General features: G+C 61.8%; 18 protein-coding genes. 3 read left to right on the top strand and 15 right to left on the bottom strand.

The features are described from left to right. Window positions 1–9: 9 nt before the first annotated feature. The 4 genes from AC1AV0_RS06625 to AC1AV0_RS06610 form a co-directional block, all read right to left on the bottom strand. A complete protein-coding gene (locus tag AC1AV0_RS06625; RefSeq protein ID WP_476572367.1) occupies window positions 10–978 on the bottom strand; it encodes a hypothetical protein in 969 nt (322 codons plus the stop codon). A gap of 255 nt (window positions 979–1,233) precedes the next feature. Beyond that, window positions 1,234–2,187 carry an alpha/beta hydrolase gene (locus tag AC1AV0_RS06620; RefSeq protein ID WP_476572365.1) on the bottom strand — a complete coding sequence of 318 codons (954 nt, stop codon included), beginning with the start codon at window positions 2,185–2,187 and terminating at the stop codon, window positions 1,234–1,236. 21 nt (window positions 2,188–2,208) lie between these two features. After that, window positions 2,209–3,900, bottom strand: a complete 1,692-nt coding sequence (locus AC1AV0_RS06615) for a CocE/NonD family hydrolase (protein ID WP_476572362.1) — start codon at window positions 3,898–3,900, stop codon at window positions 2,209–2,211. Window positions 3,901–3,975: 75 nt separating this feature from the next. Beyond that, a complete protein-coding gene (locus tag AC1AV0_RS06610) occupies window positions 3,976–5,229 on the bottom strand; it encodes an MFS transporter (protein WP_476572360.1) in 1,254 nt (417 codons plus the stop codon). Between the two features lie 324 nt (window positions 5,230–5,553). Here AC1AV0_RS06610 and AC1AV0_RS06605 point away from each other — a divergent pair, with 324 nt between their 5' ends. Beyond that, window positions 5,554–6,177 carry a TetR/AcrR family transcriptional regulator gene (locus tag AC1AV0_RS06605; RefSeq protein WP_476572358.1) on the top strand — a complete coding sequence of 208 codons (624 nt, stop codon included), beginning with the start codon at window positions 5,554–5,556 and terminating at the stop codon, window positions 6,175–6,177. 226 nt (window positions 6,178–6,403) lie between these two features. Here the strand turns inward: AC1AV0_RS06605 and galK are convergent, their stop codons facing one another. Genes galK through AC1AV0_RS06590 form a run of 3 tightly spaced genes read right to left on the bottom strand, consistent with a single transcriptional unit; the run spans window position 6,404 to window position 9,729 of the window. Next, window positions 6,404–7,654 (bottom strand): galactokinase, encoded by a 1,251-nt coding sequence (gene galK, locus AC1AV0_RS06600; RefSeq protein ID WP_476572356.1) that lies wholly within the window; start codon window positions 7,652–7,654, stop codon window positions 6,404–6,406. A gap of 17 nt (window positions 7,655–7,671) precedes the next feature. Then, window positions 7,672–8,922, bottom strand: a complete 1,251-nt coding sequence (gene galT, locus AC1AV0_RS06595) for a galactose-1-phosphate uridylyltransferase (protein WP_476572354.1) — start codon at window positions 8,920–8,922, stop codon at window positions 7,672–7,674. A 3-nt stretch (window positions 8,923–8,925) separates the two neighbouring features. Further along, window positions 8,926–9,729: a DeoR/GlpR family DNA-binding transcription regulator gene (locus AC1AV0_RS06590; protein WP_072723585.1), complete on the bottom strand. Its 804-nt coding sequence runs from the start codon at window positions 9,727–9,729 to the stop codon at window positions 8,926–8,928. A gap of 228 nt (window positions 9,730–9,957) precedes the next feature. Here AC1AV0_RS06590 and AC1AV0_RS06585 point away from each other — a divergent pair, with 228 nt between their 5' ends. Further along, complete coding sequence (locus AC1AV0_RS06585; protein ID WP_476572351.1) at window positions 9,958–11,106, top strand: quinone-dependent dihydroorotate dehydrogenase; 1,149 nt, start codon at window positions 9,958–9,960, stop codon at window positions 11,104–11,106. A gap of 10 nt (window positions 11,107–11,116) precedes the next feature. Here AC1AV0_RS06585 and AC1AV0_RS06580 read toward each other — a convergent pair whose 3' ends face one another. The 5 genes from AC1AV0_RS06580 to AC1AV0_RS06560 all read right to left on the bottom strand — a co-directional run bounded on the left by AC1AV0_RS06580 (window position 11,117) and on the right by AC1AV0_RS06560 (window position 18,398). After that, a complete protein-coding gene (locus tag AC1AV0_RS06580) occupies window positions 11,117–12,217 on the bottom strand; it encodes an NADH:flavin oxidoreductase/NADH oxidase (RefSeq protein ID WP_476572585.1) in 1,101 nt (366 codons plus the stop codon). Window positions 12,218–12,687: 470 nt separating this feature from the next. After that, window positions 12,688–14,967 (bottom strand): transglycosylase domain-containing protein, encoded by a 2,280-nt coding sequence (locus tag AC1AV0_RS06575; protein WP_476572349.1) that lies wholly within the window; start codon window positions 14,965–14,967, stop codon window positions 12,688–12,690. 153 nt (window positions 14,968–15,120) lie between these two features. Next, complete coding sequence (locus AC1AV0_RS06570; protein WP_476572347.1) at window positions 15,121–15,840, bottom strand: Crp/Fnr family transcriptional regulator; 720 nt, start codon at window positions 15,838–15,840, stop codon at window positions 15,121–15,123. A gap of 148 nt (window positions 15,841–15,988) precedes the next feature. Further along, the gene (locus tag AC1AV0_RS06565) at window positions 15,989–17,167 is read right to left on the bottom strand and encodes a lipoate--protein ligase family protein (RefSeq protein ID WP_476572345.1); all 1,179 of its coding nucleotides are present in this window, start codon (window positions 17,165–17,167) and stop codon (window positions 15,989–15,991) included. Window positions 17,168–17,363: 196 nt separating this feature from the next. Then, window positions 17,364–18,398, bottom strand: coding sequence for a 3-isopropylmalate dehydrogenase (locus AC1AV0_RS06560; protein WP_476572343.1), 1,035 nt, complete (start codon window positions 18,396–18,398; stop codon window positions 17,364–17,366). 211 nt (window positions 18,399–18,609) lie between these two features. Between AC1AV0_RS06560 and AC1AV0_RS06555 the strand changes: the two genes are divergently transcribed. Next, window positions 18,610–20,961 (top strand): beta-L-arabinopyranosidase, encoded by a 2,352-nt coding sequence (locus tag AC1AV0_RS06555; protein ID WP_476572341.1) that lies wholly within the window; start codon window positions 18,610–18,612, stop codon window positions 20,959–20,961. Between the two features lie 36 nt (window positions 20,962–20,997). Here AC1AV0_RS06555 and AC1AV0_RS06550 read toward each other — a convergent pair whose 3' ends face one another. The 3 genes from AC1AV0_RS06550 to gcvH form a co-directional block, all read right to left on the bottom strand. Beyond that, a complete protein-coding gene (locus AC1AV0_RS06550; protein WP_476572339.1) occupies window positions 20,998–23,574 on the bottom strand; it encodes a S9 family peptidase in 2,577 nt (858 codons plus the stop codon). Window positions 23,575–23,662: 88 nt separating this feature from the next. Next, window positions 23,663–24,886, bottom strand: a complete 1,224-nt coding sequence (locus tag AC1AV0_RS06545; protein ID WP_476572337.1) for an App1 family protein — start codon at window positions 24,884–24,886, stop codon at window positions 23,663–23,665. 45 nt (window positions 24,887–24,931) lie between these two features. Continuing rightward, window positions 24,932–25,339: a glycine cleavage system protein GcvH gene (gene gcvH / locus AC1AV0_RS06540; protein ID WP_476572335.1), complete on the bottom strand. Its 408-nt coding sequence runs from the start codon at window positions 25,337–25,339 to the stop codon at window positions 24,932–24,934.

The following is a 25,339-nucleotide window of genomic DNA, read 5'->3' as shown; positions in this document are numbered from 1 at the left end:
ACACCTAACTTAGTACTCGACCTTGCCCATATAGCGTCGCACATCAAGATCATGATTATGCACGACGGACAGCGCGTAGCGATACTTGCACAGCACGCTGTAGAACAGAACCGGGTTGAAATATTCGGAAACCGGATTATCAATCATGTCAAGACCAAGTTCCTTGGCATCAACAATTTCGACTTTGGAGGCATACTTCGCAAGGAAAGTCTGGGCGCGTTCGTCCAGTTCGCGAGTGCGCCCAAGTCCCTTGATCAGGATGAACGGCGTTTGCGCATCAGTCACTTCGAAGGGACCATGGAAGAATTCGCCGGAATGGATGGGGGCAGCATCCTGCCATTGCATCTCCATCAGCGAGCAAATGGAGAAGCCGTATGCGTGACCATAGGACGCGCCAGAGGCAAGCACATAGAACAACGGCTCATCCTGATACTTTTCCGCGAACACTTTGGCTCGCGGTTCAACCTGTCGCTCCGCATTGGCCACGATGGTGTTAATGGTTTCCATACCCTTGCGGAAACCATCGTAATGCTCATAGCCCTCGATCTCATTGATAATGCTGATGGTTAGGTCCAGGATGATGGCCATCGGATTGTTGTCCACGCACTGCTCATCACCCCATTCATACAGCACCTTGTAATCAGAAACCTTCAGCAGATCGGCTTCGGCATTGTAAGTCAGGCCAACAGTCTGCGCACCGGCTTTCTGAGCCACTTCACCAGCTTTGACGGTTTCCGGAGTGCTCCCGCTGTGAGAGCACAACACCACCACAGACGTCTTGGAAAGTTTGGCCGGAGTCGCATGGACGAATTCATTGGCGGTCATCCAAGCCGAGCCCACATGCTTGGATTCGGTGCGTACGAAATAATCGGAAACGTACATATCGACAAGAGATCCGCCGCAAGCGACGAAGAAAATGTCGCTTACCGTGCCACCATTGCGCTCTACGATCTGCTTGGCGATTTCAGCTGCATTCATTTTAAACTCCTTCGTTTTATATGACGTAACATAACGTCATATAAATAATATAACGTCATATAACGACTTAACATAATCGGCGTGTCTCAATACGAAATGCGACGTATGCCGGTGCACAAGAAATGCAATATCACAATCAAAGAAAGCCCCTCCCAACCGGAAGGGGCTTAGACCAAGAAGACCTAGATTTCGTCACGCTTCGCGTGACGTGCTGAGACGTGACGGAGGGTCAGCAAACTCTCCTAAATCACGGAACTACGCACAATATGCCTTGCAGAAATCCGCGATGTCCGCGATGGCCTCATGCGCCTCGCTCGCATCCGGATCGCCCGCCTGGACGATATTGAACACATGTCCGAGAGCCCGTCCGTCGCCTCGCGCCCACACCTTCATCGCATGGTTGCGGTGCCGGCTATGGAGAATACGCGCCAGCTCGTAGCTGTTATCGGCGATGAAATCCTCGACACTGGTGACCATGTACACCGGAGGCAGTCCCTCGCCCGCATCCACCACCAGCTTGTCCAGGTTCAGATAGGGGGTCATCATCACATGGTCGCCGGGTGTCTGGAAATAACCCTGCCCATAGTAGGACAGCGCAGTGGCGTGCACTCCGCCGGATAGGCGGAACATGCCCGAGGTGACCGCGAGCGCGCGCACCGTGATGGGGGAAGGCGCCACGCCCAGAGCCCCCGCCAACTGCGCGGAGGCGTTGGCCGCGCACAGGTACAGTGCCAGCGCCCCGCCGGCCGAGTCACCCGTAACGCTCACCCGGTTCACATCAAGCCCATATTCGGCCCCATGCGCCGCGATCCAGTCAAGCACCGCCATCGCATCCTTCAGCTGCGAGGGAAAGCTCACCGATGGAACCAGCCTATAGTTAGCGTTCACTACGGCAAATCCCCGCGCCGCCAGCAGCATGTCACGGCATTCGTTGTTCTCCTTGTTGCCGTAGTACAAGCCGCCGCCATGGAAGTCCACAATCACCGGCAGCGGAACGTCAGCCGGCGCATCCGCGGGCTTGTAGATGTCCAGCAGGTGGGCACCCCTCGTTTCGTCGGAGACTTCACCTTCCCGCTCCGGCATATAGGGGAGATCTTTGATTCGTTCCACGCCATCCGGCAGCACCTGTACCGCCAGATGAGGAGCATCGCCTTTCGTCATGGCGGCGACGTTGCTCGCGAACAGATTCAATACTTCCTGATCGACCATTTCTCGCTACTTTCTCAATATTTACTTGGTGGTTTTGATTGGCAGCACGACCGCCGACGGGGTATCCGCCCCCATATGGATGGTTTGACGCGCCGTTACCGCCTCACGTTGCGCGCTCCACAAGCCTGCGGTGTTCGTATGCACAGAGTACTGGGGGAAGTCGGACGATGAGATGTCGCACCGAATGCTCGAGCCAGCGGGCACCTTCCAGCAGATATCCCACATGTCGACACTCACCCGCCGCACCTCACCAGGCGTGTAGGCAGGCGAGTCAGCAGCATCCAAGGCGAGGGTGGTGATGGAGCTGCGATAGTTGCGCGTCGTACCGTTGGGATCCACGCACATCAGCTTGGCTGTGAACGCGGTGTCCTCGGCGGAGCTTGACACGTACAGTTCCACTCGAATCGATCCTTGGATATGCAGATCCTCGTCGAGTGGACGCGACACAAAACTCACCACGTCGTCACGATACCCCGGCTGCGGCTGGATGCGCGCCCCGATTTCGTTCATCGTGGTCAGCAGCGCCTCTCCACCTCTGGTGCGCACCGGATCGTTGGGATCGTAATCATAGGTCGCAGCATCCTTCGCTGGCGGTTCGGCAACCAATCCGCCCTCGTCGCAGCCGGAAGCCAGGTACAACCGGATTTCACTGGTGGCATCATCGCTGAGCGGCCACTGATCCACGGTATGCCACGAGTCGTCGCCGATTTCGTAGTATTCCACTTTCCGCTCCGGAACCAGACGATTCTTGAGCGTCAGATTGAACCATTCCAGCGCGGCCGGCACTTCGGTGGCGTCGAGGTTGCGCGGTTCCAGCCCCTCTATGGGATTGATGAAGTAGTGGTTCCAGCACCCGATACGCAGCCAAGAGTGTTCCTTGACGCGCGGGTTGAGGCTCTGGTAGCCGGTGAGCGCGCTGCCGAGATGATGGTCGAACCATCCTTCTTGAATGAACATGGGCACCGTAACGTTTGCGGGAATACGCTTGAGCAATCCCCAGAATCCTTCATCCCAGTAGGGATCGTCCCCCTCGGGATGACTAATCCAATCGCGATACCAATCCAATCGCCCTCCCCACATGTCCTCATCCACACGCAGCTGAGGGCGGTGGAGCGCTGATTGGAGATAGTCGGCATCCACCGGATGCCCGGCATTTTGCATGGCCCACGCGGTCAGCACGTCGCAGCGGAACGCCCCCTTCTGATACGCGGAGGCGAAACGGTCGGTGCCGTAGTGGTTCGCGCAAATCGACGCCACCTTGGGCGTGGTGATGTCGGCCACGACCCAACATGTCAGAGACAGGTACGAAGTACCCCACAGACCGACCACATCGACCCAGTCCTGCTCTTCGAGCCATGCGAGCAGGTCCGCGCCATCGTTGCGTTCGTTGACGTTCGGCTCCCATTCACCACCGGAGGTGTGGGTGCCGCGGCACCATTCGCACACCATCGCATAGCCTCGTTTCGCCAGCTCCTCGCCATGCAGCTCCCACAGCGGCACCTGCTGGGGATATGGGCACCGTACCACGATTGTGGGGTACGGCCCCGGTTCCGCGGGCGTATAGATGTCGGTCGTCAGCATCACACCATCGCGGCATGGCACGGATTCGGTGCGTTTGCGTACGGTCTCGTATACGGGGGCATAGGCGGAGTTTTCATATTGACGGCGGATGTTCGCCAGATAGTTGTTCAGGAATTCATCAGCATCGCTCATTTTCGGCTCCTTGTGACGGTATCTTCATCGACTGGGAGCGGGGGCCCAGCGAAGCGACGACCCGCTCCAGCGCTCTCATCGGGTGCGCGCGTCCTTACCGGGGCGCAGCTTAAAGGCCATGATTGCCGCGACTGCCGCAATCACGTAGAACGCGACGTTGCCCACCAGCGACGGCAGATAGCTGCCCGTCAGGTCGTACACGGCACCATGCGCGGTGCCGGCGATGGCCGACGCCACGGAGCCGAACACGGAGACCACGCTCAGAATCGTGGCGTAATCCTTCTGTCCAAAGAACTGGCGAATCATCCACGGCAAAGCGACCAACACCACACCCTGGCCGAGTCCCGCGAGGAATCCGGCGATGGTGGCGGGTGTCACGGCTCCGGACACCGCCATCAAGCCCCAACCGATGAGACCGATCGCAGCGTAGAGAAGAATCACAACCTCCGTTTTCATGCGATCGAGCAGCATGCCGATCGTCGCTTTGCCAACCGCAGCGCCGAGCATGATGCCGGACACCACCAGCGAACCCTGCTCCAACGTCAGCCCTTGCGCCACCTCATGACCGGACACATGCTGCACCATGGCGGCCACCACCTGCAGAAGCACGGATACCACAACCAGCAGCGCAAACGATTTGGTCTTGAACGCTTCCTTGATGCTCATACCGGTCAGCTCGGTCTGCACGCCTTGCTGTTCCTCGGCGCTGGCCACATGACCATAGGCATATTCGTTTTTGCTCGCATCGGGACGGAATTTGAATGCAAGAATCGCAAAGGGGAGGATGCACACCGCCAACACCAAAGCGGTGATGCGGTACGACGAACGCCAACCAAGATTGGTAATCCACGCGGAGACGATGGGGTTGAAGACCATACCGCCGATGCCGCTGATACCCAGGGCCACACCCATCGCCAAACCGAGTTTGTCCTCGAACCAGTTGGTGAGCAACACACTGGGAGCCAAGGAGATCGGAATGACATATGCGATGCCCATCAGCGCGAATGACACGTAGAACTGCCACAGTTGCGTGAAAAAGGACTGGAGGAAAAACAGCAGCGAGACCACGATGATGCAGCCGGAGATCAATACACGCGAGTCGATTCGCTTCATGATGCCACCGGCCAACAGCATCGTAGGCATGGCGGCGATGGCCATAATCGACGAGGCCAGCGCGATCTGCGCCCGGGAGATGCCCAGCTCCTCGCATAGCGGGGTGTAATACAGACCCGCAGTGTTGACGATCAAGCCAAAACCAACGAGCGACAACACGCAGCACCCGGCGAATACCAGCCAAGGGCGCCAGTTGGTCTTCTGTTGTGACGACATATGAACCTCCATGTTCATTTGCGGATTCTCCGCATTGGGTGTGAGCCGGGCTGGCGAGCTTGCCCGCCCCGGAGCCACCGAACGACTTCGCCCGGTGTCGCATTGCGGCCATCGGCGATTGACTGCATCCATACAGTCAGTCCCGCTGGCGTTTTTTCATTAGTAAGTAAATACTTACTTACCTCGAGAGATACGATAATACCAAGCGACGATCTTGTCAACGCGTGTCGCGGCCACGCAGGGCATCCACCCTCAACCGCCGTCATTCGTGACCATGCGCAGCGACTATATTGATGAAGACAGAGGCACACGAGGAGAATCACCATGCGCAAACAAAGCTCTCAACGAATCAAAGACATCGCACAGGCAGCGATGGAGGTCTTATCGGAACGTGGCTTCTACGGCATGACCATTCAAGAGGTCGCGGACCGCGCCGGTCTCAGCCAGGCGGGAATCCTCAAATATGTCAAAAACAAGAACGGACTGCTCTCACTCATCCTCGAGGAATACGATGAGCACGGCGAAGGCAATACAGGAAAACAATATCTGGATGCCAAGCTCGCGCTGTCCAAAGAAGAGCTGGAACAATCCCCGGCGCTCATGCCGGAATGGTATCGCATCATCGCGCAGGAGAGCCTACGCAACCCCATGCTCACGCAGCTCTACATCGTGCTGCGCGCCGAAGCGCTGGATCCCAAACATCCGGCCCATGACTACTTCGCCAAACGAGGCGAACGACTGCGCGAAGAGGTCGGGAACCTCCCCTGGAAGCTGCCTCCTGAGTTCTCCACGCCGCAATCGATAGCGCTGCTCTCCATGGCGGTGGGATCGGCGATGGAGGGACTGCAATCCCGCTGGCTCGGAGAACCCAATATCGATCTGCTCGACACTTGGGCGCAATACGAGAACATCCTGTTCCCACTCCCCCATTGGGAAGGCTACCGCTAAGCCCATTCTGAGCCGCACTCAAAAACATAAGGGCTTCTTCTTTCCAGATCATTCTCGAAAGAAGAAGCCCTCTTTTAAGGCCATACGGCGTCACACACTCGGCGCTGCATACGCGGCAATTAAGGACGGCCTACGGCCGGCCCAAACCTACCCTCGGGCGAACTACCGTCCGCCCTCAGGCCGCAGTGGCCGGACAGTCCACTGGACTGTCCTTGCGCCGCATGCGTCACGCTTCGCGAGACGCACTCGCCGCAGCCACTGCAGCAAGTGCACGCGGTGCGTGGAAGCCTTGGCGTTCGAATTCGTCGGCGATCTTCTGCGCGACTTCCTGCGAGCGGCCCTTATCCACGAGCGCGATGATGGAGCCGCCGAAGCCGCCGCCGGTCATGCGCGCACCGTACGCGCCGTTAGCCCGGGCCACGTCCACGGCGATGTCGAGTTCGGGCACCGTCACCTCGTAATCCGCTGCGAGCGAATCGTGCGAGGCGTTGAACAGGCGTCCGGACGCTTCGATGTCGCCCTGTGCGAAGGCGCGCACGAAGGAATGCACACGCTCGATTTCGGTGACCACGTGACGCACGCGCTTCTTCATGGTCTCATCGTCCAGCGCGTCCAGAGTCTCCTTAAGCGCCTGGAACTGGTCGTCGGCCTTGGCGATGCCGTCGGCGGTGACGCGCAGGTTGGCCACGCCGAGGATGCGCGCGGCCTCCTCGCAAGTGGCGCGGCGCTGCGCGTACTGGCCGTCGTTGAGCTGGTGCGGCGCCTGAGTGTCGACCACGAGCAGCTCCAATCCATGTGCGTCCAGATCGAAGACCTGCTGGGAGACGTTCTCCAGCGCGGTCAGCTCCGGACGGCAGTCGAGCAGCAGCGCGTGACCCGGCGTGCATCGCATGGAGGCGGACTGGTCGAGGCCGCCGGTGGAGGCGCCGGCCATCTCGTTCTCCGACTTGATGGCGGCGTTGATCAGGGTCACACGGCCCGCGTCGGACGAGCCGTAGCCCAGGCCGTATACCTCATCCAGGGCCAGCGCGGTGGAGCAGGTCATGGCGGCGGACGAGCTCAGGCCGGAGCCCAGCGGCACGCAGGAGGCGAAGGCCGCGTCGAAGCCCTGCACCGTATCGAATCCGGCCTCGCGCAGCGCCCACGCCACACCCACCGGGTAGGCGGCCCAGCCTTCGACCTCGCCGGCGGAAAGTCCGTCGAGATCGGCCTCGGCGACCTGGTCAGGCTTCACGTCGGAGACGACGTGCACCATGGTGTCCTCGCGCGGCGCGAGGGCGATGAAGGTGCGGTGCGGCAACGCGATCGGCAGGCACAGGCCCGCGTTGTAGTCGGTGTGCTCGCCGATTAGGTTCACACGGCCCGGCGCGGCCCACACGCCGGCGGGCTGCTTGCCGTAGGTCTGCACGAACAGGTCGGTGGCGATTTTCACGCCTTCGTCATGCGAAAGCGGCGCAATGAATTCAACAGCAGTCATGATGTTTCCTTGTGGGTTCAGTCGGCGATGTCGATGGCACCCAACTCGTGGAAACGCTGGGCGATGAGTTCGGGGGTGGTGTCGGAGATCCAGGCGGCCATGCCGGATTCGGATCCGGCGAGATACTTGATCTTGTTGGCGGCGCGGCGGAACGAGAAGAACTGCAGGTTCAGGCGGTAATGCTCGCGGCGCGCGTCGCGAACCGGCGCCTGGTGCCATGCGGCGATGTACGGCAGGTCCATGCCCAGTCCGTCGCCCGTGTCGAAGAACGCGTTGCCGCGCTTGAGCAGCGTGGAGTACATCTGCGCCAGATCCCAGCGTTCCTGATCGTTGAGCTCGTCGAGCGTGAGCACGTCGCGCACGGGGGCCACATGCACCTCGAGGGGCCAGCGGGCGGCGGCCGGCACGTAGGCGATCCACGAGTGGTTGCGCATCACGATGCGCTCCTCCGCCTCAATTTCGGCGTTCATAATGTCTTTAAGCAGGTTGCCGCCGGTCTTCTCAAAGTAGGCTTCGGTGTGCTTGAGCTCGGTTTCCATCTTGGGGGCGATGAACGGGTAGCAGTACACCTGGCCGTGCGGGTGGGCGAGCGAGACGCCGATCTCCTGGCCGTGGTTTTCGAACGGGAAGATCTGTTCGATGCCGTCCATCTTGGAGATTTCGGCGGTGCGGAAGGCCCACGCCTCCACGACGGTGCGCAGACGGCTCACAGGCAGGTCGGCGGGCAGACCGGTTTCGTTCGGATCGAAGCAGATGACCTCGCAGCGGCCGGCGGCGAGCTTCTTCTCCCACAGCGGGCTGCCGTTGACGTATTCCACGGCTTCGGAGCGGCCGGGCACCTTGCACATGGAGGGGAAGCGGTTCTCGAACACCACGACGTTGTAGTCGGTGTCGGGCACTTCGCCGTCCTGGTACGGATCGCCGGGCTTGCGCGCGGCCAGCGGATTGCCGGTGGCGGTGGCGCCAGGGCCGGCGGTGATGGGGCGGTTCATACGAGCGGTCGCCATCGGGATCCAGTCGCCGGTCAGCGGGTCGCGGCGCATTTCAGGGGCCGCGTAGGGCACTTCCTCACCCGCCGCATTCAGCTGGTTGGAGAACCGGTACGCCAGCTCGCGCGGATCGTTCAGTTCGCGGGTCTTCTCGCCGGAGACGTATGCGGGATCGTCGTCCAGATAGAAAAAGTCACGTCCGTCGGCCAGTGTCGTCGGTGTGATGCGGATATGCTCCTTCGCATACGCCCCTGGGGTGTAGTTCGCGAATTGCGCCATTGGTCACTCACTTTCCTCTTCGGGTTCGCTCTGATGGGCCAGAACGAGTTCTTTCACCAAATCCTTGGTTTTGGCGGCGGAATCGGGGTCGAGTCCGTCGTCGGTGATCACCGTGTCCACCTGATCGAAGCGCGCGAACAGCGATAGCGAGGTGCAGCTCCACTTCGTATGGTCGGTCAGGATGATCGTGCGGTCGGCGATGTCCATCATCGCCATGTCCGTGGCGGCTTCCAGCGAGTTCGGCATCAGGAAGCCGCGCGGGATGGAAACCGAATGCGTGCCGAGGAACACGGTGTTGACGCGCAGGGACGCGACCACCTTGTCGGCGATGGGACCCACCAGCGAGTTGGAGCGCGTGATCACGCCTCCGGTGACGATCACCTCGACATCCTTCGATTCGAGCGCCTGCACCAGCTCGGCCACGGGAATCGAGTTGGTGAGGATGGTGATGCCGCTGGCCTGCTGTGATTCGAGCAGGTGCTGGGCGAATACGTAGGCCGTGGTGCCGCCGCCGATGGCGATCACGTCGCCGGGGGCCACATATTTCACGGCCTCTTGGGCGATGGCGTCTTTCAGACCGATGTCCATCTGCGACTTGACCGAGAACAACGGCTCGCTCAGCAGGGTGCTGGTGGTCACGGCACCGCCGTGGACGCGCTTAAGCAGGCCTTTGTCGGAAAGTTCGGCGATGTCGCGGCGGATGGTCATCGCTGACACACCCAACTCCTTCGACAACGCCGTAATGCGCACGGCACCACGCGTGCGCAGCCTGCTCAAAATGAGGTGCTGACGCTGTGACGAAATCATACGAACATTATCGCACATAAAAGCTCATATTTCAAACCCAGATGAGCGTTTCTTATAGAATTTGCGTCACCTTTCGCACATCCCACTATCCCACTTGCAACGATTTAGCCACCTTAAATCAGCAAACCTTGAGAACAAGCCAATCCTGCCGAGAGCAAACACCCCCTATGGCTAAATCGTTGCAAATCATCATGGTCAAACGACGCCAATCGTGACACAATGGACCCCATGAGTTACGTTTCCGAAAGCTTTTGGCACGACGCCGTCAATAAAGCCACCACCGACCTGTTCACCTTCGGCTACAAGCACATCATCAAACCGAACTTCGTGTTCAACGTGCCGCCGGATGAGGCGCACGACCGCATGATCGCCTTCTGCCGCCTGACCAAAAACATCATCCCGCTGATGTGGCTCGAGCGCCAGATGCTCAACTACACCGATCCCGTGCTCGAGACCACGGTGATGGGCGTGGACTTCGCCAACCCCTTCGGCCTGTCCGCCGGCCTCGACAAGAACTGCGAGATGCCGGTGCTGCTCGACAACGCCGGTTTCGGCTTCGAGACGGTCGGCTCCACCACCTCTCGCGTCTGCCCCGGCAACGCCAAGCCGTGGTTCCACCGCCTGCCCGAATACGATTCGATGATGGTGCATGTCGGACTCGCCAACATCGGCTCCGACACGGTGATCGAACGCGCCGAACAGGCGTGGACCAAGGCGAACTCCATGCAGATCTCCGTCTCCATCGCCCGCACCAACGACGCGCTCACCGGCGACCTCGCCGAAGGCATCGAGGACTACTGCATCTCCATGCGCCGCGCCGCGGGCCGCACCGCCATGGTCGAGGTCAACGTCTCCTGTCCCAACACCAAGGCGGGCGAACCCTTCACCGCAAGCCCCGAGAACCTCGACCAGCTGTTCGCCGCGCTCGACCAGATCGACCGCCCGCAGCCCACGCTGGTCAAGCTTCCGCTCAACAAGCCATGGCCCGAGCTCAAGGAACTGCTCGACGTGCTCGCCGAACATAATGTGCAGGGTCTGTCCATCGCGAATCTGCAGAAGGACCGCACCGGCCTCGCCATCCCCCACGATTGGGAGGGCGGACTGTCCGGCGGCCCCACCTACCGCGCCAGCAACGAGCTGATCAGCCAGGTGCGCCGCGAGTACGGCGACCGTTTCGCCATCGCCGGCATCGGCGGCGTCTTCACCCCCGAACAGGCCTATGCCAAGATTCGCGCGGGCGCGGACCTGGTGATGTTCATCAGCGCGCTGATGTACCGCGGCCCGCAGCAGATCACCGTGCTCAAGCGCGGCCTGGCCGAGCTGCTCAAGCGCGACGGCTTCGAGCACGTCAGCGAAGCCGTCGGCGCAGACCTGTAGGTCCTGAGGGTCAGTATGCGCCGCGCAGGTATTGCGGCGGGTACGGCATGTCGGAGGCGCGCACGCCGAGCTTGTCGGCGGCGCGCAACGGCCAGTAGGGGTCGCGCAGCGCGGCGCGGCCGATTTCAATGGCGTCCGCGTCGCCGGCGCGCAGAATCTTCTCCGCCTGCTTCGCCTTGGTGATCAGTCCCACCGCGGTCACCGGAACGTCGGCCTTCGCGCGCACCTGCGCGGAGAACGGCACCTGATAGTTCGGCTTCACGGGAATCGTCACACCGTCGATGATGCCGCCGGTGGAGACATCGACCAAGTCCACGCCGTGCTCCTTAAGCATGGTGCTCACCGCGATCGTCTGGTCCAGATCCCAGCCGCCGGCCGCCCAATCGGTGGCGGAGATGCGCACCAGCAGCGGGATGTCCTGCGGAATCGTGGCGCGCACCGCATCCACGATCTCCAGCAAGAAGCGCGCGCGACCGTTCAGGTCGCCGCCGTATTCGTCGTCGCGCTCGTTGCACAGCGGATCGAGGAACTGCGAGATCAGATAGCCGTGCGCGGCATGCAGTTCAATCGCCTGGAAGCCGGCGGCCACCGCACGTCCAGCCGCATAGGCGAACGCAGACACGATGCCGTGAATCTCATCCACACCCAACGCGCGCAGCTTGGCCAACGAGCCGAACGGGATGGGCGAAGGCGCGACAGTAGGCCATCCGCCCGCCTCGAAGGGTACGCTTTCGCCGTCGTACCCCACGGCGAAACAGCCGGTGGAGGCTTTGCGTCCGGCGTGGTTGAGCTGGATGGCGGGCACCGCGCCCGCGGCCTTGATGCCGTCGACGATCCAACGCCACGCCTCGATCTGCCCGTCCTCCCACAGGCCCACATCACATGGGGAGATACGGCCTTCGGGCGCGACGGCGGTCGTTTCGACAATGATCATGCCGAATCCGCCCATCGCGCGGGAAACGTAATGCTGATAGTGGAACGGCGTGGGCTTGCCGTCGCGCGCGAACGCCGAATACATGTCCATCGGCGGCAGCCACACGCGGTTGCGCATGGTCACGCCGCGCAGGGTCAGCGGCTCGAATAGTTTGACGCCCGCGGCGCTCCCCCGCAGCCCGTCTTGCGCACCGTCTCGCGTTTCAGACTGCGAAGCCTTCGCATGCTTCGCGGTTTTCGCGACTTTTGCGTCCTTCGCGTCCAGATCCGCCGATTTCACCGACTTCGCTTTCGTCTTCTTCACTTTGATCCCCTTCTTAGCCTTTCCATTCTTTCCGTTCTTCCCGCTCTGGGCGCCTTCCCCACCGTTTGCAGCCTTCGCAGCCTTCGAGGACTTCGCAGCCTTCGCATGTTTCGCGGCCTTCGCGCCCGCCTCCTGAGCGGCCAGTGTCACCGCCTCGAGTTCAGGCACGTCGAATCCCCGGAAATCGAAATTCTCGTGAAGCTGGTCGTTCTGCGTCATCGCGCCCTCCATTTCGATGGCGTCGACTCAACACTGACGCCCTACCCACATATTGTAGACGGGCGTTCACCGCTGTCGGTGAACGCCCGTCGAATACATGCCCAATTCAGGCGGAACCGTCGGCGTCAGTTGTTCTGCTGGCTGGTGTTGCCGCCGGTCGAGTTGGTCGTCGAATTGTTGCTGTTGCTGTTGCTATTGCTGCTGTTGCTGCGGTTGGTCGTACTGGACAGCGTGGTGCCCTGGATGGAGGTCACCGTGCTGCTGGTCGCCGTGTACTTCGACGACGGTTGTCCGTAGTCGTTGTCGATGGCCAACTGCTTGCGTTCCGCATAGGCGTTCATGAATCGGCGCCATGCGGGGGCCGCGATGGTGGAGCCGTCCCAGTACGAGTTGTACGCGCCGTTGATGGTGATGTTCTCGATCGCGGTCGAGCCCTGCGCGTCGCCGACGAGTACGAAGGTGGCGATCTCGTTGGGGATGAAGCCGCCCGTCGTCACGTAGGTGTTGCCGTTCGTACCGGTTTTCGCGAAGGTTTTGCGCCCGTTGTCCAACTGGGCCGAGCCGCCCGCGCCATCCGATCTGATCACGCCCTGGTTGAGGGTGTATGCCAGCGTCTGGATGATCTCCGGATCGACCGCCTGATGGCAGTTGGCGGAGGGCACGTCGATGTCGTTGCCGTTCTTGTCGGTCACCTTGGTCAAGGCGATCGGGTTGCACTGCACGCCGTTGGAGGCGTACACGGCGAAGATGCTGGCCATGGTCAGCGGCGAGACGTTCACCGTTCCGATAAGCATCGACGGCGTGAACGAGGTGCTCTCCTGCAGCGTCGCCCCCGTGTAGGCGTCGTGGTAGCCCAGCTCGGTGGCGGTGTTGGCCACAGCGCACAGGCCGATGATCGCGCCCATCGAAGCCTGTGTGGTGTTGTGCGAGCGCACCAGACCCAGGAATGGACTTTCCGGATTCGTGGTTCCGGAGCCCAACGCGTTCTGCACCGACCATATCGTCGGGCCTCCGCTATAGCCGTCGCAGTCGAATTCCGATTGCGCGTATCGTGTGGTGGTCTGCAGGTTCTCGTTGATCGAGCGCCCTGCCTCCATCCATGCGATCAGATTGACCGGCTTCCACGAGGATCCGATCGGGAAGCCCGTTCCACCGCCGTCGACCATATCCACCGCATAGTTGATGGAGGTTTTGGTCGGATCCGACGCGGCCTCCGATGTGGCGTCGTATGTTTTGTTGATGCCGAAGCCCAATACTTCTCCGGTGCCGGGTTTGACCGAAGCCATGACGATTTCCATGCCACTGGCGTCATCCGCGGGAATCGTGTTGCGAGCCTCTTCCATCAGCAGGCTGTTCGCGTCGACGTCCAGCGTGGTCACGATCGTCAGGCCGCCCTCGTTGAGCAGCTTCTCGCGTTCCTCGGCGGTTTCGCCGAATTCCTCGGAGTTCTCGATTTTGTGCACCACATAATCGCAGAAGAAGGCGTAGTCGCCGGCATCCTGGCAGCCCACCTTCACCTCTTGGATGTTAAGCGTGTCGACCAGCGGGGTGTTCACCGCCTCGTCGTACTCCTCCTGCGAGATGTAGCCCTCCTGCAGCATCAGAGACAGCACGATGTTGCGCTGCGTCTCGCATTCGGCCTGGTTCTCCTCGATCGAGGGATCGTAGCTGCTCGGGTTCTGGGTGATGGACGCGATGGTGGCGGCCTGCACGACATTGAGTTCGGCGGCCGTCGTATTGAAGTAGCGTTCCGCGGCGGTCTCCACGCCGTACAGGTTCACGCCGAACTGGGCGATGTTGAGATAGCCCTGCAGAATCTCCGCCTTGGAGTAGGTCTTCTCCATCTGCACGGCGATAAGCATCTCGCGGATCTTACGCGCGACGGTACTTTCCGAAGCATGGTACTGCGCGATCGGATCATTATCTTCGATCGCCTGCATAAGCAGCACGTTCTTGACGTACTGCTGGGTGAGCGACGAGCCGCCCTGCTGGTCGCCTCTAATCAGATAGGTCTGCACGAACGCGCGCAGCACGCCCTGCACATCCACGCCGGAATGCTGCCAGAAGCGGCGGTCCTCACGCGCCACCATGGCCTGCTGCATCGGCTTGGAGATGTCCTTCAGCGGCACGACGATGCGGTTCTGGCTGTAGAACTGCGCGATTTCGGTGGTGCCGTCGCTCGCGTACATCACCGACTTCTGCGGCAAGCTGGTCACGTCGAAGTCCACGCCCTCCACCTGCAGCGACGGCACGACGGCCTTGGCCACGGTGTTGGCGCCGAACACGGCAGGCATGAACAGCAAACTGGCCACCACGCCGCCGGACACGGCGAGCACGACGTAGGTCAGCATGAGTACGAGCGCACGATGAACTGTTACAGACTTCTCTTTGGGCATGCTGCTCATTCTAAAGGTGGCGCTCTACCAAGTCCGCCCCGTATTCACTATCGTGACGAATCGTCACAAGAACCGCACTCTCCTAAAAAACACTGGGAAAAACCCTGAAATATCACCAAAGAGCACGATGCCTATGATCCCAAAAGGGGCATCGCCGACCGACTATCGTCGGGAACGGCGAATCAGCATACCGGGCTGGTAGATGATGATCGAACGTCCGTCGCGGGCGATCCAACCGCGGTTGGCGAAATCCATCAACGCCTTGTTCACCGTCTCGCGCGACGAGCCGACCAGCTGCGCCATCTCCTCCTGGGTCAGATCGTGCGGCACCTTAAGACCCGCCTCGACCGGCTCACCGAAACGCGAGGCGAGGTTGAGCAGCGTCTTCGCCAATCGCGCCGGCACATCCATGAACACCAGATCGCAGATGCGCTCATTGTTGGAACGCATGCGTCCGGCCAGCACCTGCAACATATCCACCGCCACACGCGGATGCTCATCCAGCCAAGCGAACAGCGCCTCACGTTCCAGATAGGCGACGCGCGTGCCAAAGTTCATCGCGATCGCGGAGGCGGTGCGCGGGCCGCCGCTGGGGTCGAACACCGGAATCTCCCCCAACACCTCGCCGGGCGCGTGAATGGACAGCAGCTGAATGCGCTCGTCGTTCGCTTGGCGGATCAGCTTCACACGGCCTTCCTCCAGCAAATACATGCGGTGGTCGGTGTCGCCTTCGAAGAAAATGTAACCGCCTTTGTCGTACACGGCGGTTTTCAGGTGTGGAATCAGTTCTTCGGCTTCTTCGGGAGAAACCTGCTTGAACAATGCGGTATGCAGCAGCAGATTCTCCTCCTCAGGAGTCGCGTTTGGCTTCTCCATGCTCATTGCACCGTCCTTGTTCATAGTGATTCAGTCAGCGTAGACCGTCCGCCCATTGTATCGCGAGGCCTCTGCGAAGGACGATTTTAAGTTTGGTGTGTCCGTTTGCCGGCAAAGCCTCAAAAATCCACACCAAACTCGAGAATCAATCGTTTTACATGAGGCCGGCTTCGAAGCCGGACACACCAAACTCGCTAATGAGGTAATTCACGAGCTCCTCGCGGGTGAATCCGGTCTGGCGTTTGAGCGGGTCGACCCGTTTCACGGCCGATTTCACGGCCTTGTCGCGCATCTTCTCGCGACTGGTGTTGAGCACGCGGGCCATCTTTTGCGCGTCGATATCGTAGGAGAGCGTCACATGATGCAGCACCGCGCCCACAGCATTCGACCCCATATCGCTGAGCTTCCTGCCCGTGCCGGCGGCGGTATCCCTGTGCGGGGTTTCCGCCTTCTTGAAAACATCGCCGCCCATGCGCGGCTGCGGGAAACGCCTCTGCGCGGCACCGCCGATTTTGCCCGTCTGCGAGGCGATGTCGTTCAAGCCGCTGAACCGCACGTCGACGCCCAATTTGTGCAAGGCCTCAACCAGCCAACGGTCGCAGAGACGATAGGATTCCTCGATGTCGATTCCTTCGACGAACCACAAAGGAGCATACAGCGAATAGGTGATGGTGTTGCCCGGTTCGATGAACATGGCGCCGCCGCCAGTGCAGCGCCGCACCACCGAGAACCCCAAGTCCCGCGCCACATCGAGGTTGACCTCGTTGCCCTCGGATTGGAATCGGCCGATCACCACACAAGGCTCGGCCCATTCCCAGAACCGCAACGTCGCAGGCCTTGCGCCGGCCGCGACCTCGCGCGCCCACTGTTCGTCGAGCGCCATCTGTTCCGCTGGCGAGCGCGGATGGTCATGCGTCACCACGAGTTCACGCGTCAATGCCTCCCATCGTGCCCGCGCATCGTCCGCTTCCGCGCCGCTCGCATTCACTTCATGTCCACTCTCGACATGAACGCCCGCGGCGTGGGCATTATCGGTTCCCTCGCCACATTCCAAGTGGTTCGTCGCGCGGGCGAATGCGGTTTCGATGGCTTGGGCGTCGGTGCCCACAAGTCGAGCCTCGCTGTGGCGCGCGACCGCCTCGGACACTGACTCGCCGGAGAGCAACGCCTGTTCGATGCCGCGCAATAACGCGTCGCTTGCCTCATTCGTTCCTTCGATAAAGAAATCGCCGTCGATATGGCAGTCCGCTACACGCCCCGCATCATCAACGGCAACACTGACGGCGACGAGTTTGCCGCCGAGGGTTTTGCACTCTCCTCGCCGCGTGCGCATTGTTTCCCCACCGAGTTCAGATGTCGTACCAACCATGGCACACCAGCATAGCAACGAGAACGGCCGCCATCCCGATTCTTGGGATGGCGGCCGTTCTTTGGTCGCATCCGGCGTTCAACTTCTGATGCTCAACGTCTTACGCCCCAATGCCAACGTTCAACGTTCAAACGCCCAGCGCTTAACATTCAGTTTGTCGCTACGCGATGCGGGCGAGGATGTCGCGGCCCACCTCGTCGGTGGAACGCTGCGTGGAGCCCAGCTCCTCGATATCCGCTTCCACGGCTGCGTCGATCTTCGCGGCGGCCTCGTCGAATCCGAGGTGGCGCAGCAGCATCGCGGCGGAGAGAATCGCGGCGGTCGGGTTGGCCTTGTTCTGGCCGGCGATGTCGGGCGCGGATCCGTGAATCGGCTCAAACATGGACGGGAACTCGTTGGTCGCGTTGATGCAGCCGGAGGCGGAGTAGCCCACGCCGCCCACCACGGCACCGGCCTCATCGGTGAGAATGTCGCCGAAGAGGTTGTCGGTGAGGATCACGTCGAAACGGCTCGGATCGGAGACGAGGAAGATCGTGGCCGCGTCGATGTGCTGGTAGTCGTGCGTGACTTCCGGATATTCGGCGGCGACCTTCTCGACCAGGCGCTGCCACATGTCGCCCGCGTTGACGAGCACGTTCTTCTTGTGCACGAGGGTCACATGCTTCTTACGCTTCATGGCCAGCTGGAAGGCGTAGCGCACCACGCGCTCCACGCCGTATGCCGTGTTGATGGACACCTCGGTGGCCACCTCGTTGGGGGTGTCGCGGCGGACCGCTCCGCCCGCGCCACAGTACAGGCCTTCGGTGCCCTCACGCACCACCACGAAGTCGATATCGCCCGGGTTGGCGAGCGGCGAGGTGACGCCCTTATACAGCTTGGAGGGGCGCAGGTTCACGAACTGGTCCAGGTCGAAGCGCAGCTTGAGCAGCAGGCCGCGCTCCAGAATGCCGGCCTTGATGCGCGGGTCGCCGACCGCGCCCAGCAGAATCGCGTCGTTGGCCTTGATGCGCTCCTCCTCGTCTTCGGGAAGGATCGCGCCGTCACGCAGATAGCGTTCCGCGCCAAGATCGAAATGCTCGTAGGTGAACTCAGCCTCGCCCTGTGCGGCCTTTTCCAGCGCCTGCTGGGCCCACGGGGTGACTTCCTTGCCAATGCCGTCGCCGGGGATCACGGCGATCTTGTATGTCTTTGCCATGCAGGATAACCTACACTCGCGCGCCTTATCCAAGCTCGCCGCATTCCGTCTAATGGACAGGCATCCCACCGCGTCTCGCACCGGCATCCGATCGAATCGACGCTATTCGTACATCGGCGGCAGAATCCCGGCATTCCCGTTATCCCATCTCACCACTCGCACGCCAATCGACTACCATTCGATAACATCACCCCAAAGTAAGGAGAAGACCTTGCCTGCGTTCTCAACACCTCCTGTCTCCCCATCCCCCTCATCCGATGTCCATCACATCGTTCCGGATGCCCAAGGCCGTTTCATCTGGGGCAACGGCGTTATCTCGCTAACCTTCGAGGCGGCGGCCGATCGCCCCGTCAGCATGATCGGCATGTCGGGCCAAGGCATGCCGCCGACGTCGCCGGATGGAATCGCGCAACGCGACGCCAAACCGATCGTGGAGATCTCAGCCCCCATCACCGGCTCCAACGACAACCGTCTGGATCTGGCCGAAACCTTGGCCGGACGGCAGCTGCGCTTCGCCCACGCCTGCGCGGCGACGCCGCAACAGCCGCAGCAGCAGGACGATATGACCCCATACCGGCTGGAGATCACACAAACGGCATCCTTTGACGCGCTGCAAGCGCACGGGAGAACGTTCGACGACGAACCCACAAAGCGCACCGATCACGCCCCATCCCCGGCGCAATGCGCACCGACCCTCACCGTGACCTCGGTGTTCGAAGCCTATCCCGGCATCTCCGCGGCACGAACCTACACCCGCCTCTCGGCCGACGCTCCGTTCATCGTGGAAGCGGTGTCCTCATGCAATCTCACCTTGCCGACGGACGCCAACGACAGCGACGCTGAGCACGCGACCATATTGTGGGGAGACTCCGCTTGGGCCGTGGAAAACGACTGGCACGCCGCGCCTTTGCGTAACACCACCCTGCGCGACCGCAGCTTCGCCATCAACCCCGGCGTCTCAAGCTCCGTGTTCGCACGGCGTTCCACCTCCACATGGAGCACCGGAACATCGCAGCCGGACGGCATTCTCGAACTCGCGAGGCCCGATCAAAGTCCGTCATGCTCCGTGATGTGGCAAATCGAGCACAACGGCGCCTGGGAGTGGGAGATCGGCGAGAACTTCCCCGGACTTCGCGTGGCCGCATTCGGCCCCGAATACCGCGACCACCAGTGGTGGGCCACCATCGACCCGGAACATCCCTTCGAGACGGTGCCGGTATCGTTCGCCATAGCGGCCGGAGACTGGCAGCAGGCCAACGCCGAGATGACCTTCCAAAGAAGGGCGCTGCGCCGCGCGAAGGCAATTGAGCTCGGAAGGCCAGACGAATTCGCGCACATGCAGCATACGGTCGTCTATAACGATTACATGAACACCTTGTTCGGCGATCCCCGTCTCGACAAAGAGCTGCCGCTTATCGACGGCGCGGCGAAGGTCGGTGCCGACGTGTTCTGCATCGACGCCGGCTGGTACGACAGCAGCGACGGTGGCTGGTGGAATATGGTGGGCGAATGGCAGGCGTCAAACAACCGCTTCGGCGACATGGGCTTGGCCGGTCTGGCCGAAACGATTCGCGCGCACGGCATGGGCTTGGGTCTGTGGCTCGAGCCGGAGGTGGTCGGCATCGGCTCGCCGCTGGCACGAACTCTTCCTGATGAGGCGTTCTTCATGCGTCATGGGGTGCGAGTGAGCGATTCCGGGCGCTATCTGCTCGACTTCCGCTCCCCCGCCGCCCGCGATCACGTGACGCGGACCGTGGAACGGCTGATCGACGAATTCGGCGTGGTGTTCTTCAAATTCGATTACAACACCATACCGGGCGTCGGCACCGAGCAGAACGCCACATCCGCGGGAGGTGGATTGCTGGACCACTGCCGCGCCTATCTGGATTGGTTGGATGATCTTCGCCGACGCCATCCCGAGGTGATGATCGAGAACTGCGCATCCGGTGCCATGCGCGCCGATTACGCCCAGCTGTCCCGTCTCGACATGCAGTCGACATCCGACCAGTGCGATCCTCTGGTGTACGCGGCGATCGCCGCGGGCGCCGGTCTGACGATTCTGCCCGAGCAGCAGGGCAACTGGGGTTACGCCCAGCAGGAGATGGATGATGAGACGGCGATTCTCACGTTGGCCGCCGGCATACTTGGCCGCCTGTATCTCGCCGGATTCCTCAACCGCATGGACGATACCCGCCTCGCCCTGGTGCGGGACGCCATCGCGTTGCACCGCACGGTGTTGAAGTCGCAGCAATCCCTGGTTCCGTGGTGGCCCGCGGGGTTGCCTGATTTCAATGACGATTGGCTGGTCTCAGGCCTTCGCCCCGCTGCGGATTCGGAGGATGACGGCTATCTGACGGTGTGGCGGCGGTCCGGTGACGCGTCATGTTCCTTCGCGCTGCCGGCCCACGCCAAATTGGAGCAGGTATTCCCCAATCCCTCCGCTCCCGAGCATGCGCCAGGCGCGAAACCATGGTCCGTCACCCGTGGAGATGACGGCATGGTCACGCTTACCGCCGGCACCACCGACGTCCCGTCGGCGCGTATCTTCCGGATCACCCGATAGTGCGAGCATAGTGCGGACCGGGCGTGATGGGCATCCTTAGCGCGTGATGCCCATCACACTCAGGCACCACGCGTTTTCGTAGGAGACTTCCTCCCACTGCTTGTAGCGCCCGGAGATGCCGCCATGCCCGGCCTCCACCTCGATTTTCGCCACGGCGTCGAATCCGCGCTCATGCATGGCGGCCAGCCATTTGAGCGGCTCCACCACGAGCACGCGCGTATCGTTCATCGACGTGGTGATGAAGATCTTCGGGAACGCGCCGCCTTCGGGAAGGTTCTCGTACGGCGTGTACGACTTCATATACCGGTACACCTCGGGGTCGTGCAGCGGGTCGCCCCACTCGTCCCATTCGGTTACGGTCAGCGGCAGCGACGGATCGAGGATCGAGGTCAGCGCATCCACAAACGGCACGTCCGCTTCGATACCGGCGAAACGGTCGGGTGCGAGGTTCGCGACCGCGCCCATCAGCAGGCCGCCCGCAGACCCGCCGTTCGCCACGGTCCGGCGCTTATCCGCCAGCCGCGCGTCCTGCAGGGCGATGGTCGCGTCGACGAAATCCTCGAAGGAATGCCGTTTGTTCATCCGTCGCCCCTGCTCGTACCAGGCGCGGCCCATCTCGCCGCCGCCGCGGATATGCGGCACGGCGTACAGCACGCCGCGGTCGAGCATGCTCAGACGAGACACCGAGAAGCCCGGATCCGAGCTGATTTCGTACGCGCCATAGCTGGTGATGAACATGGGCGCGTCCTGCACGGGCAGGTCGCGACGCCACACCAACGACACGGGCACGCGTTCGCCGTCGCGCGCGGTGATCCACACGCGGCGTTCCATATAGTCGCGCGCGTCGAAGTCGCCCAGCACCTGCGCGCGTTTGAGCAGCACGTCCCGCCCGGTGACCGGGTCGATTTCGCGCAGTTCGCCGGGGCGCGTGTAGCTGGAGAAGGAATAGCGCATGCGCGGCGCCTCGTATGAGGGGTTGCCGCCCGCGCCGATCGAATACAGGCGTCGGGTTTCGCCCGGCATCTCGTCGGCCGAAGCGCCGTCGAACGCGGAGAGGCTGTCAAGCTCGGCACTCTGCACGGCCGGCCTGCGGTGCGGACCGGCGGTGTCGTCGGCGATCAGCGGTTCGACTTGCGTTCCGTACACCTCAGCGAACACGGAATCGTCGTGCTCGTCCACATCCCAGTCGTTTTCCAATGCGGGCGGCGTGAGCTCGCGGAACCGCCACGCACGGCCGGCCAGAAAATCCTCGGCGGCGTCTTGCTTGGTCATCATCGCCACGCGCGGCAGTCCGTCGGCCCGATAGCTCAGGGTGACGAAATGCTGGTGGATCGCGATTCCCTCGATGCCCAGGCCGTGCATGCCTTGCAGGATGGGCGGGTTCGCGGGATTGAAATACGGTGTGGCGATCGGCCGCGCCGAAACGCCCGGCTCCACGTCGTCGCCACGTTCGCAGCCGTATGGCGAGCCGGCCGCCACGCACACGCCCTCGCCCAAACGGTAGGGCGGCTCGTGTTCGCGCATGTCGATCACGTCGATTTCGAAATTCGGATTCTTCGCATTGTGATAGACCACGGCCAGCGGAATGTCCGAACCGTTCTCGCCCGCCCCTTCGAAGCAGGCGAAGCTCACGTCGTATTCCACGTCGGTTTCGCGCGGAATAAACGCGCGGAATTCGCCTTCCGGCGTATCGACGGGCAGCATCAGCACTTCGGTGGTGGTTTTCGAACCGGTGCCGATCACCACGTTGCGTTCGTCGAAGCTGATGCCCACGCCGGCCCAGAACCGTTCATCGGCCTCGCGGTACACACACACGTCGCTCTCGACCGGTGTGCCGACCTTATGCCGCCACACCGCGCACGGCCGCCATGCGTCGTCGAGTTCCACCCAGAACACGTATCGTCCGTCGGGCGTCAGGCAGGCTCCGCCGATGCCGGCGAACACCTCCGGTAGTTCCACATGCGCGGCGCTTTCTTCGGCTCCGTCGTTGCCATCACTGCCTTCGCCTCCGTCGCCATTTTCGCCGCTTTCCCCCACCGCGGCCGCCAAATCACGGATGCGAAAATCGTAGCGTTCGTCGCCGGTCACATCCACGCCGTACAGCAGCCAGCGGCCATCGCGGCTCAAATCCATACCGCCCAAGCGGAAGAAGTCATGGCCTTGAGCCTCGAGATTGGTGTCGAACACGATCTGCTCGCCGGGCATCGACCCGGGTTCGCCCTTGGGGTCCACCTGCGGCGGATCCCAGTCGTCCGCGCCGCGAATCGGCATGCGGCATTGGATGCCGTACTGCCGCCCCTCCTGCGTGCGCGTGAAATACCAGTAGTCGTTCACGCGCGTGGGCACGGACATGTCGGTCTCCTCGACATGCGACTTCAATTCCTCGAACAGCGTGCCGCGCAATCCGGCCAGATGCGCCATGCGCGCCTCGCAGTACCGGTTCTGCGCGTCCACGTATTCGCGCACTTCGGGCGCATCCTTGTGGCGCATCCACGCGTAGTCGTCGTTGAACACGTCGCCGTGGAATTCACGCGCCTCAGGCGCGCGCCGCGCCACAGGCGGCCGCACACACGTTTCGTCAAAGGCCATCGCCACCACCGTCTCGTCACTCATACGCGCGATTATATGGGTTCCCCCGCATTTTCCGCGCGCCGCGCATGGCGAATTCCATCAACTGGTTCAGGCTGAAAACCAGAGGGAATCAGACCATATGCGTTTTCAGATACGGCAGCATGGTTTTCAGCAGGTTCGAGCCCGTGGTTCCCGTGAACACCGGCACGTCGGTCACCGGCATGGGCTGCGTGGTGGTGATGCCGGTCATCGGCGCGAATCCGAGCGACTCCTTGGGCGAAAGCTGGCGGATCGCGATGGCGAGCACACGCCCCGGATACCGCTTGGCGATCGTCGCGTACGTGGTGGGGTCCTTCTGCCCGTCGTCGCCCACGAGAATGAACTTCATGTCGGGGAAGTCGGCCATGAGCTGTTCGGCGAATTCCAGCTTGTGCTGCACGCCCGACGGCACGAAGGTTTTGGGCCGCGGATCCAGGTCGCGCAGCAGCAGCGGCCCCGGCGGATAGCCGTGGTCCTTGACGAAATGCCGGATGGAGCTCTCCACATTCCACGGCGAGGTCGACAGGTAGAAGAACGGCGCGTCCGGGAACAGGTCCGCGAGCTTGTTGAACAGCACGTTCATGCCCGGCACGGGCGCTTTTTTCTTCGGATTCAGGAACAGCAGATTCCACGCGGCCTTCCAGAACACAGGCGCCTGCGTGATCATGATCGTGTCGTCCACGTCGGAGATGATGCCGACTTTCGCACTGGAGGGGATCGTGTACAGGTGCGCGCCCACCGGCTTACGTCGGCTGGTGCGGTAGGAGACGCGATGCACGCCGACCGGCAGCTCGTGTTCGGCCAGCAGGTCAAGGTAGCCGGCCGTGTCGGAGACCGCGTATTCCGAACTGGTCGTCTGCTTGCGGTCCGGCTTGTCGTGCACTTCGGACGCGCCGATCTGCACGGTGTTCAACGGCACGCCGTCGATGCTGATGCGCACATGCGTGTGGGGCGCGGCGATGGCCAGCATGCCGCGGATGCCGCGCTTGAGCACGCCCTCCCGCGAGTGCTCCGGCCCGTAGACAGTGCGGCAGATGAGGCGCGAGTATTTGTCGGTGCCATAGCCCACGTAGGGTTCGATGCGCGGATACCATCCGAGCTTGCGGACCACCGCGGTCGACAAGCGCGACCAGACGCCAAATCCGCCGATGATCGCGCGGCGGGTGAGTTGCACCAGCGGCGGCTTGCCCTCGATGCGTTCCCTTCTGGAGGCCGTGTCGAAGTTGGTGACCGTGGTGCGCGCAGGAATGGGCACGGTGGCCATTTCGTCGGCCGCCGTGGCGGATGAAGCTGCTTCCTTGCGTGGACTATTCATGTTCCCCAATATAAGCCATGCGCCTGAATCGGCGTGTGGCTTGTCTCAGCGGACCACTTTCGCGTATTGCTCGGCGTTCAGCAGTTCGGGCTCATCGTCATCGAGTTCGATTTTGAGAATCCAGCCTTCGCCGTAGGGGTCGCCGTTGATCACGGAGGGGTCGTCGGCCACGTCGCGGTTGACGTAACGGACGGTGCCGGAGATGGGGCTGATCAGCGGCTGCACAGCTTTGGAGGATTCGAGTTCGACGATTTCGTCGCCGGCGTCCACATGGCCGCCCGGCTCGGGCAGGTCCACAAACACGAGTTCGCCGAATTGTTCGGCGGCGTATTCGGTGATGCCCACGGTGGCGAGCTCGCCGTCCGCGAGGTCCACCCACACGTGATCGTCGGAGTATTCCAGATGGCTGGGGATGTCGAGGTTCAGCGGCTGTTCTTCGTTGTGTTCACTCAT

The organism is Bifidobacterium sp. LH_558 (genome assembly GCF_056356295.1).
Note: the sequence above shows the minus strand (reverse complement) of the source record. Positions and strands in the feature narration are given on the sequence as shown.

Coding starts and splice junctions, on each gene's coding strand:
- gcvH (WP_476572335.1), bottom strand. CDS start 25,339: ATGAGTGAACACAACGAAGAACAGCCGCTGAACCTCGACATCCCCAGC.
- AC1AV0_RS06545 (WP_476572337.1), bottom strand. CDS start 24,886: ATGAATAGTCCACGCAAGGAAGCAGCTTCATCCGCCACGGCGGCCGAC.
- AC1AV0_RS06570 (WP_476572347.1), bottom strand. CDS start 15,840: ATGAGCATGGAGAAGCCAAACGCGACTCCTGAGGAGGAGAATCTGCTG.
- AC1AV0_RS06575 (WP_476572349.1), bottom strand. CDS start 14,967: ATGAGCAGCATGCCCAAAGAGAAGTCTGTAACAGTTCATCGTGCGCTC.
- AC1AV0_RS06590 (WP_072723585.1), bottom strand. CDS start 9,729: ATGATTTCGTCACAGCGTCAGCACCTCATTTTGAGCAGGCTGCGCACG.
- galK (WP_476572356.1), bottom strand. CDS start 7,654: ATGACTGCTGTTGAATTCATTGCGCCGCTTTCGCATGACGAAGGCGTG.
- AC1AV0_RS06550 (WP_476572339.1), bottom strand. CDS start 23,574: ATGAGTGACGAGACGGTGGTGGCGATGGCCTTTGACGAAACGTGTGTG.
- AC1AV0_RS06625 (WP_476572367.1), bottom strand. CDS start 978: ATGAATGCAGCTGAAATCGCCAAGCAGATCGTAGAGCGCAATGGTGGC.
- galT (WP_476572354.1), bottom strand. CDS start 8,922: ATGGCGCAATTCGCGAACTACACCCCAGGGGCGTATGCGAAGGAGCAT.
- AC1AV0_RS06620 (WP_476572365.1), bottom strand. CDS start 2,187: ATGGTCGATCAGGAAGTATTGAATCTGTTCGCGAGCAACGTCGCCGCC.
- AC1AV0_RS06565 (WP_476572345.1), bottom strand. CDS start 17,167: ATGCGCACGCGGCGAGGAGAGTGCAAAACCCTCGGCGGCAAACTCGTC.
- AC1AV0_RS06585 (WP_476572351.1), top strand. CDS start 9,958: ATGAGTTACGTTTCCGAAAGCTTTTGGCACGACGCCGTCAATAAAGCC.
- AC1AV0_RS06610 (WP_476572360.1), bottom strand. CDS start 5,229: ATGTCGTCACAACAGAAGACCAACTGGCGCCCTTGGCTGGTATTCGCC.
- AC1AV0_RS06615 (WP_476572362.1), bottom strand. CDS start 3,900: ATGAGCGATGCTGATGAATTCCTGAACAACTATCTGGCGAACATCCGC.
- AC1AV0_RS06560 (WP_476572343.1), bottom strand. CDS start 18,398: ATGGCAAAGACATACAAGATCGCCGTGATCCCCGGCGACGGCATTGGC.
- AC1AV0_RS06605 (WP_476572358.1), top strand. CDS start 5,554: ATGCGCAAACAAAGCTCTCAACGAATCAAAGACATCGCACAGGCAGCG.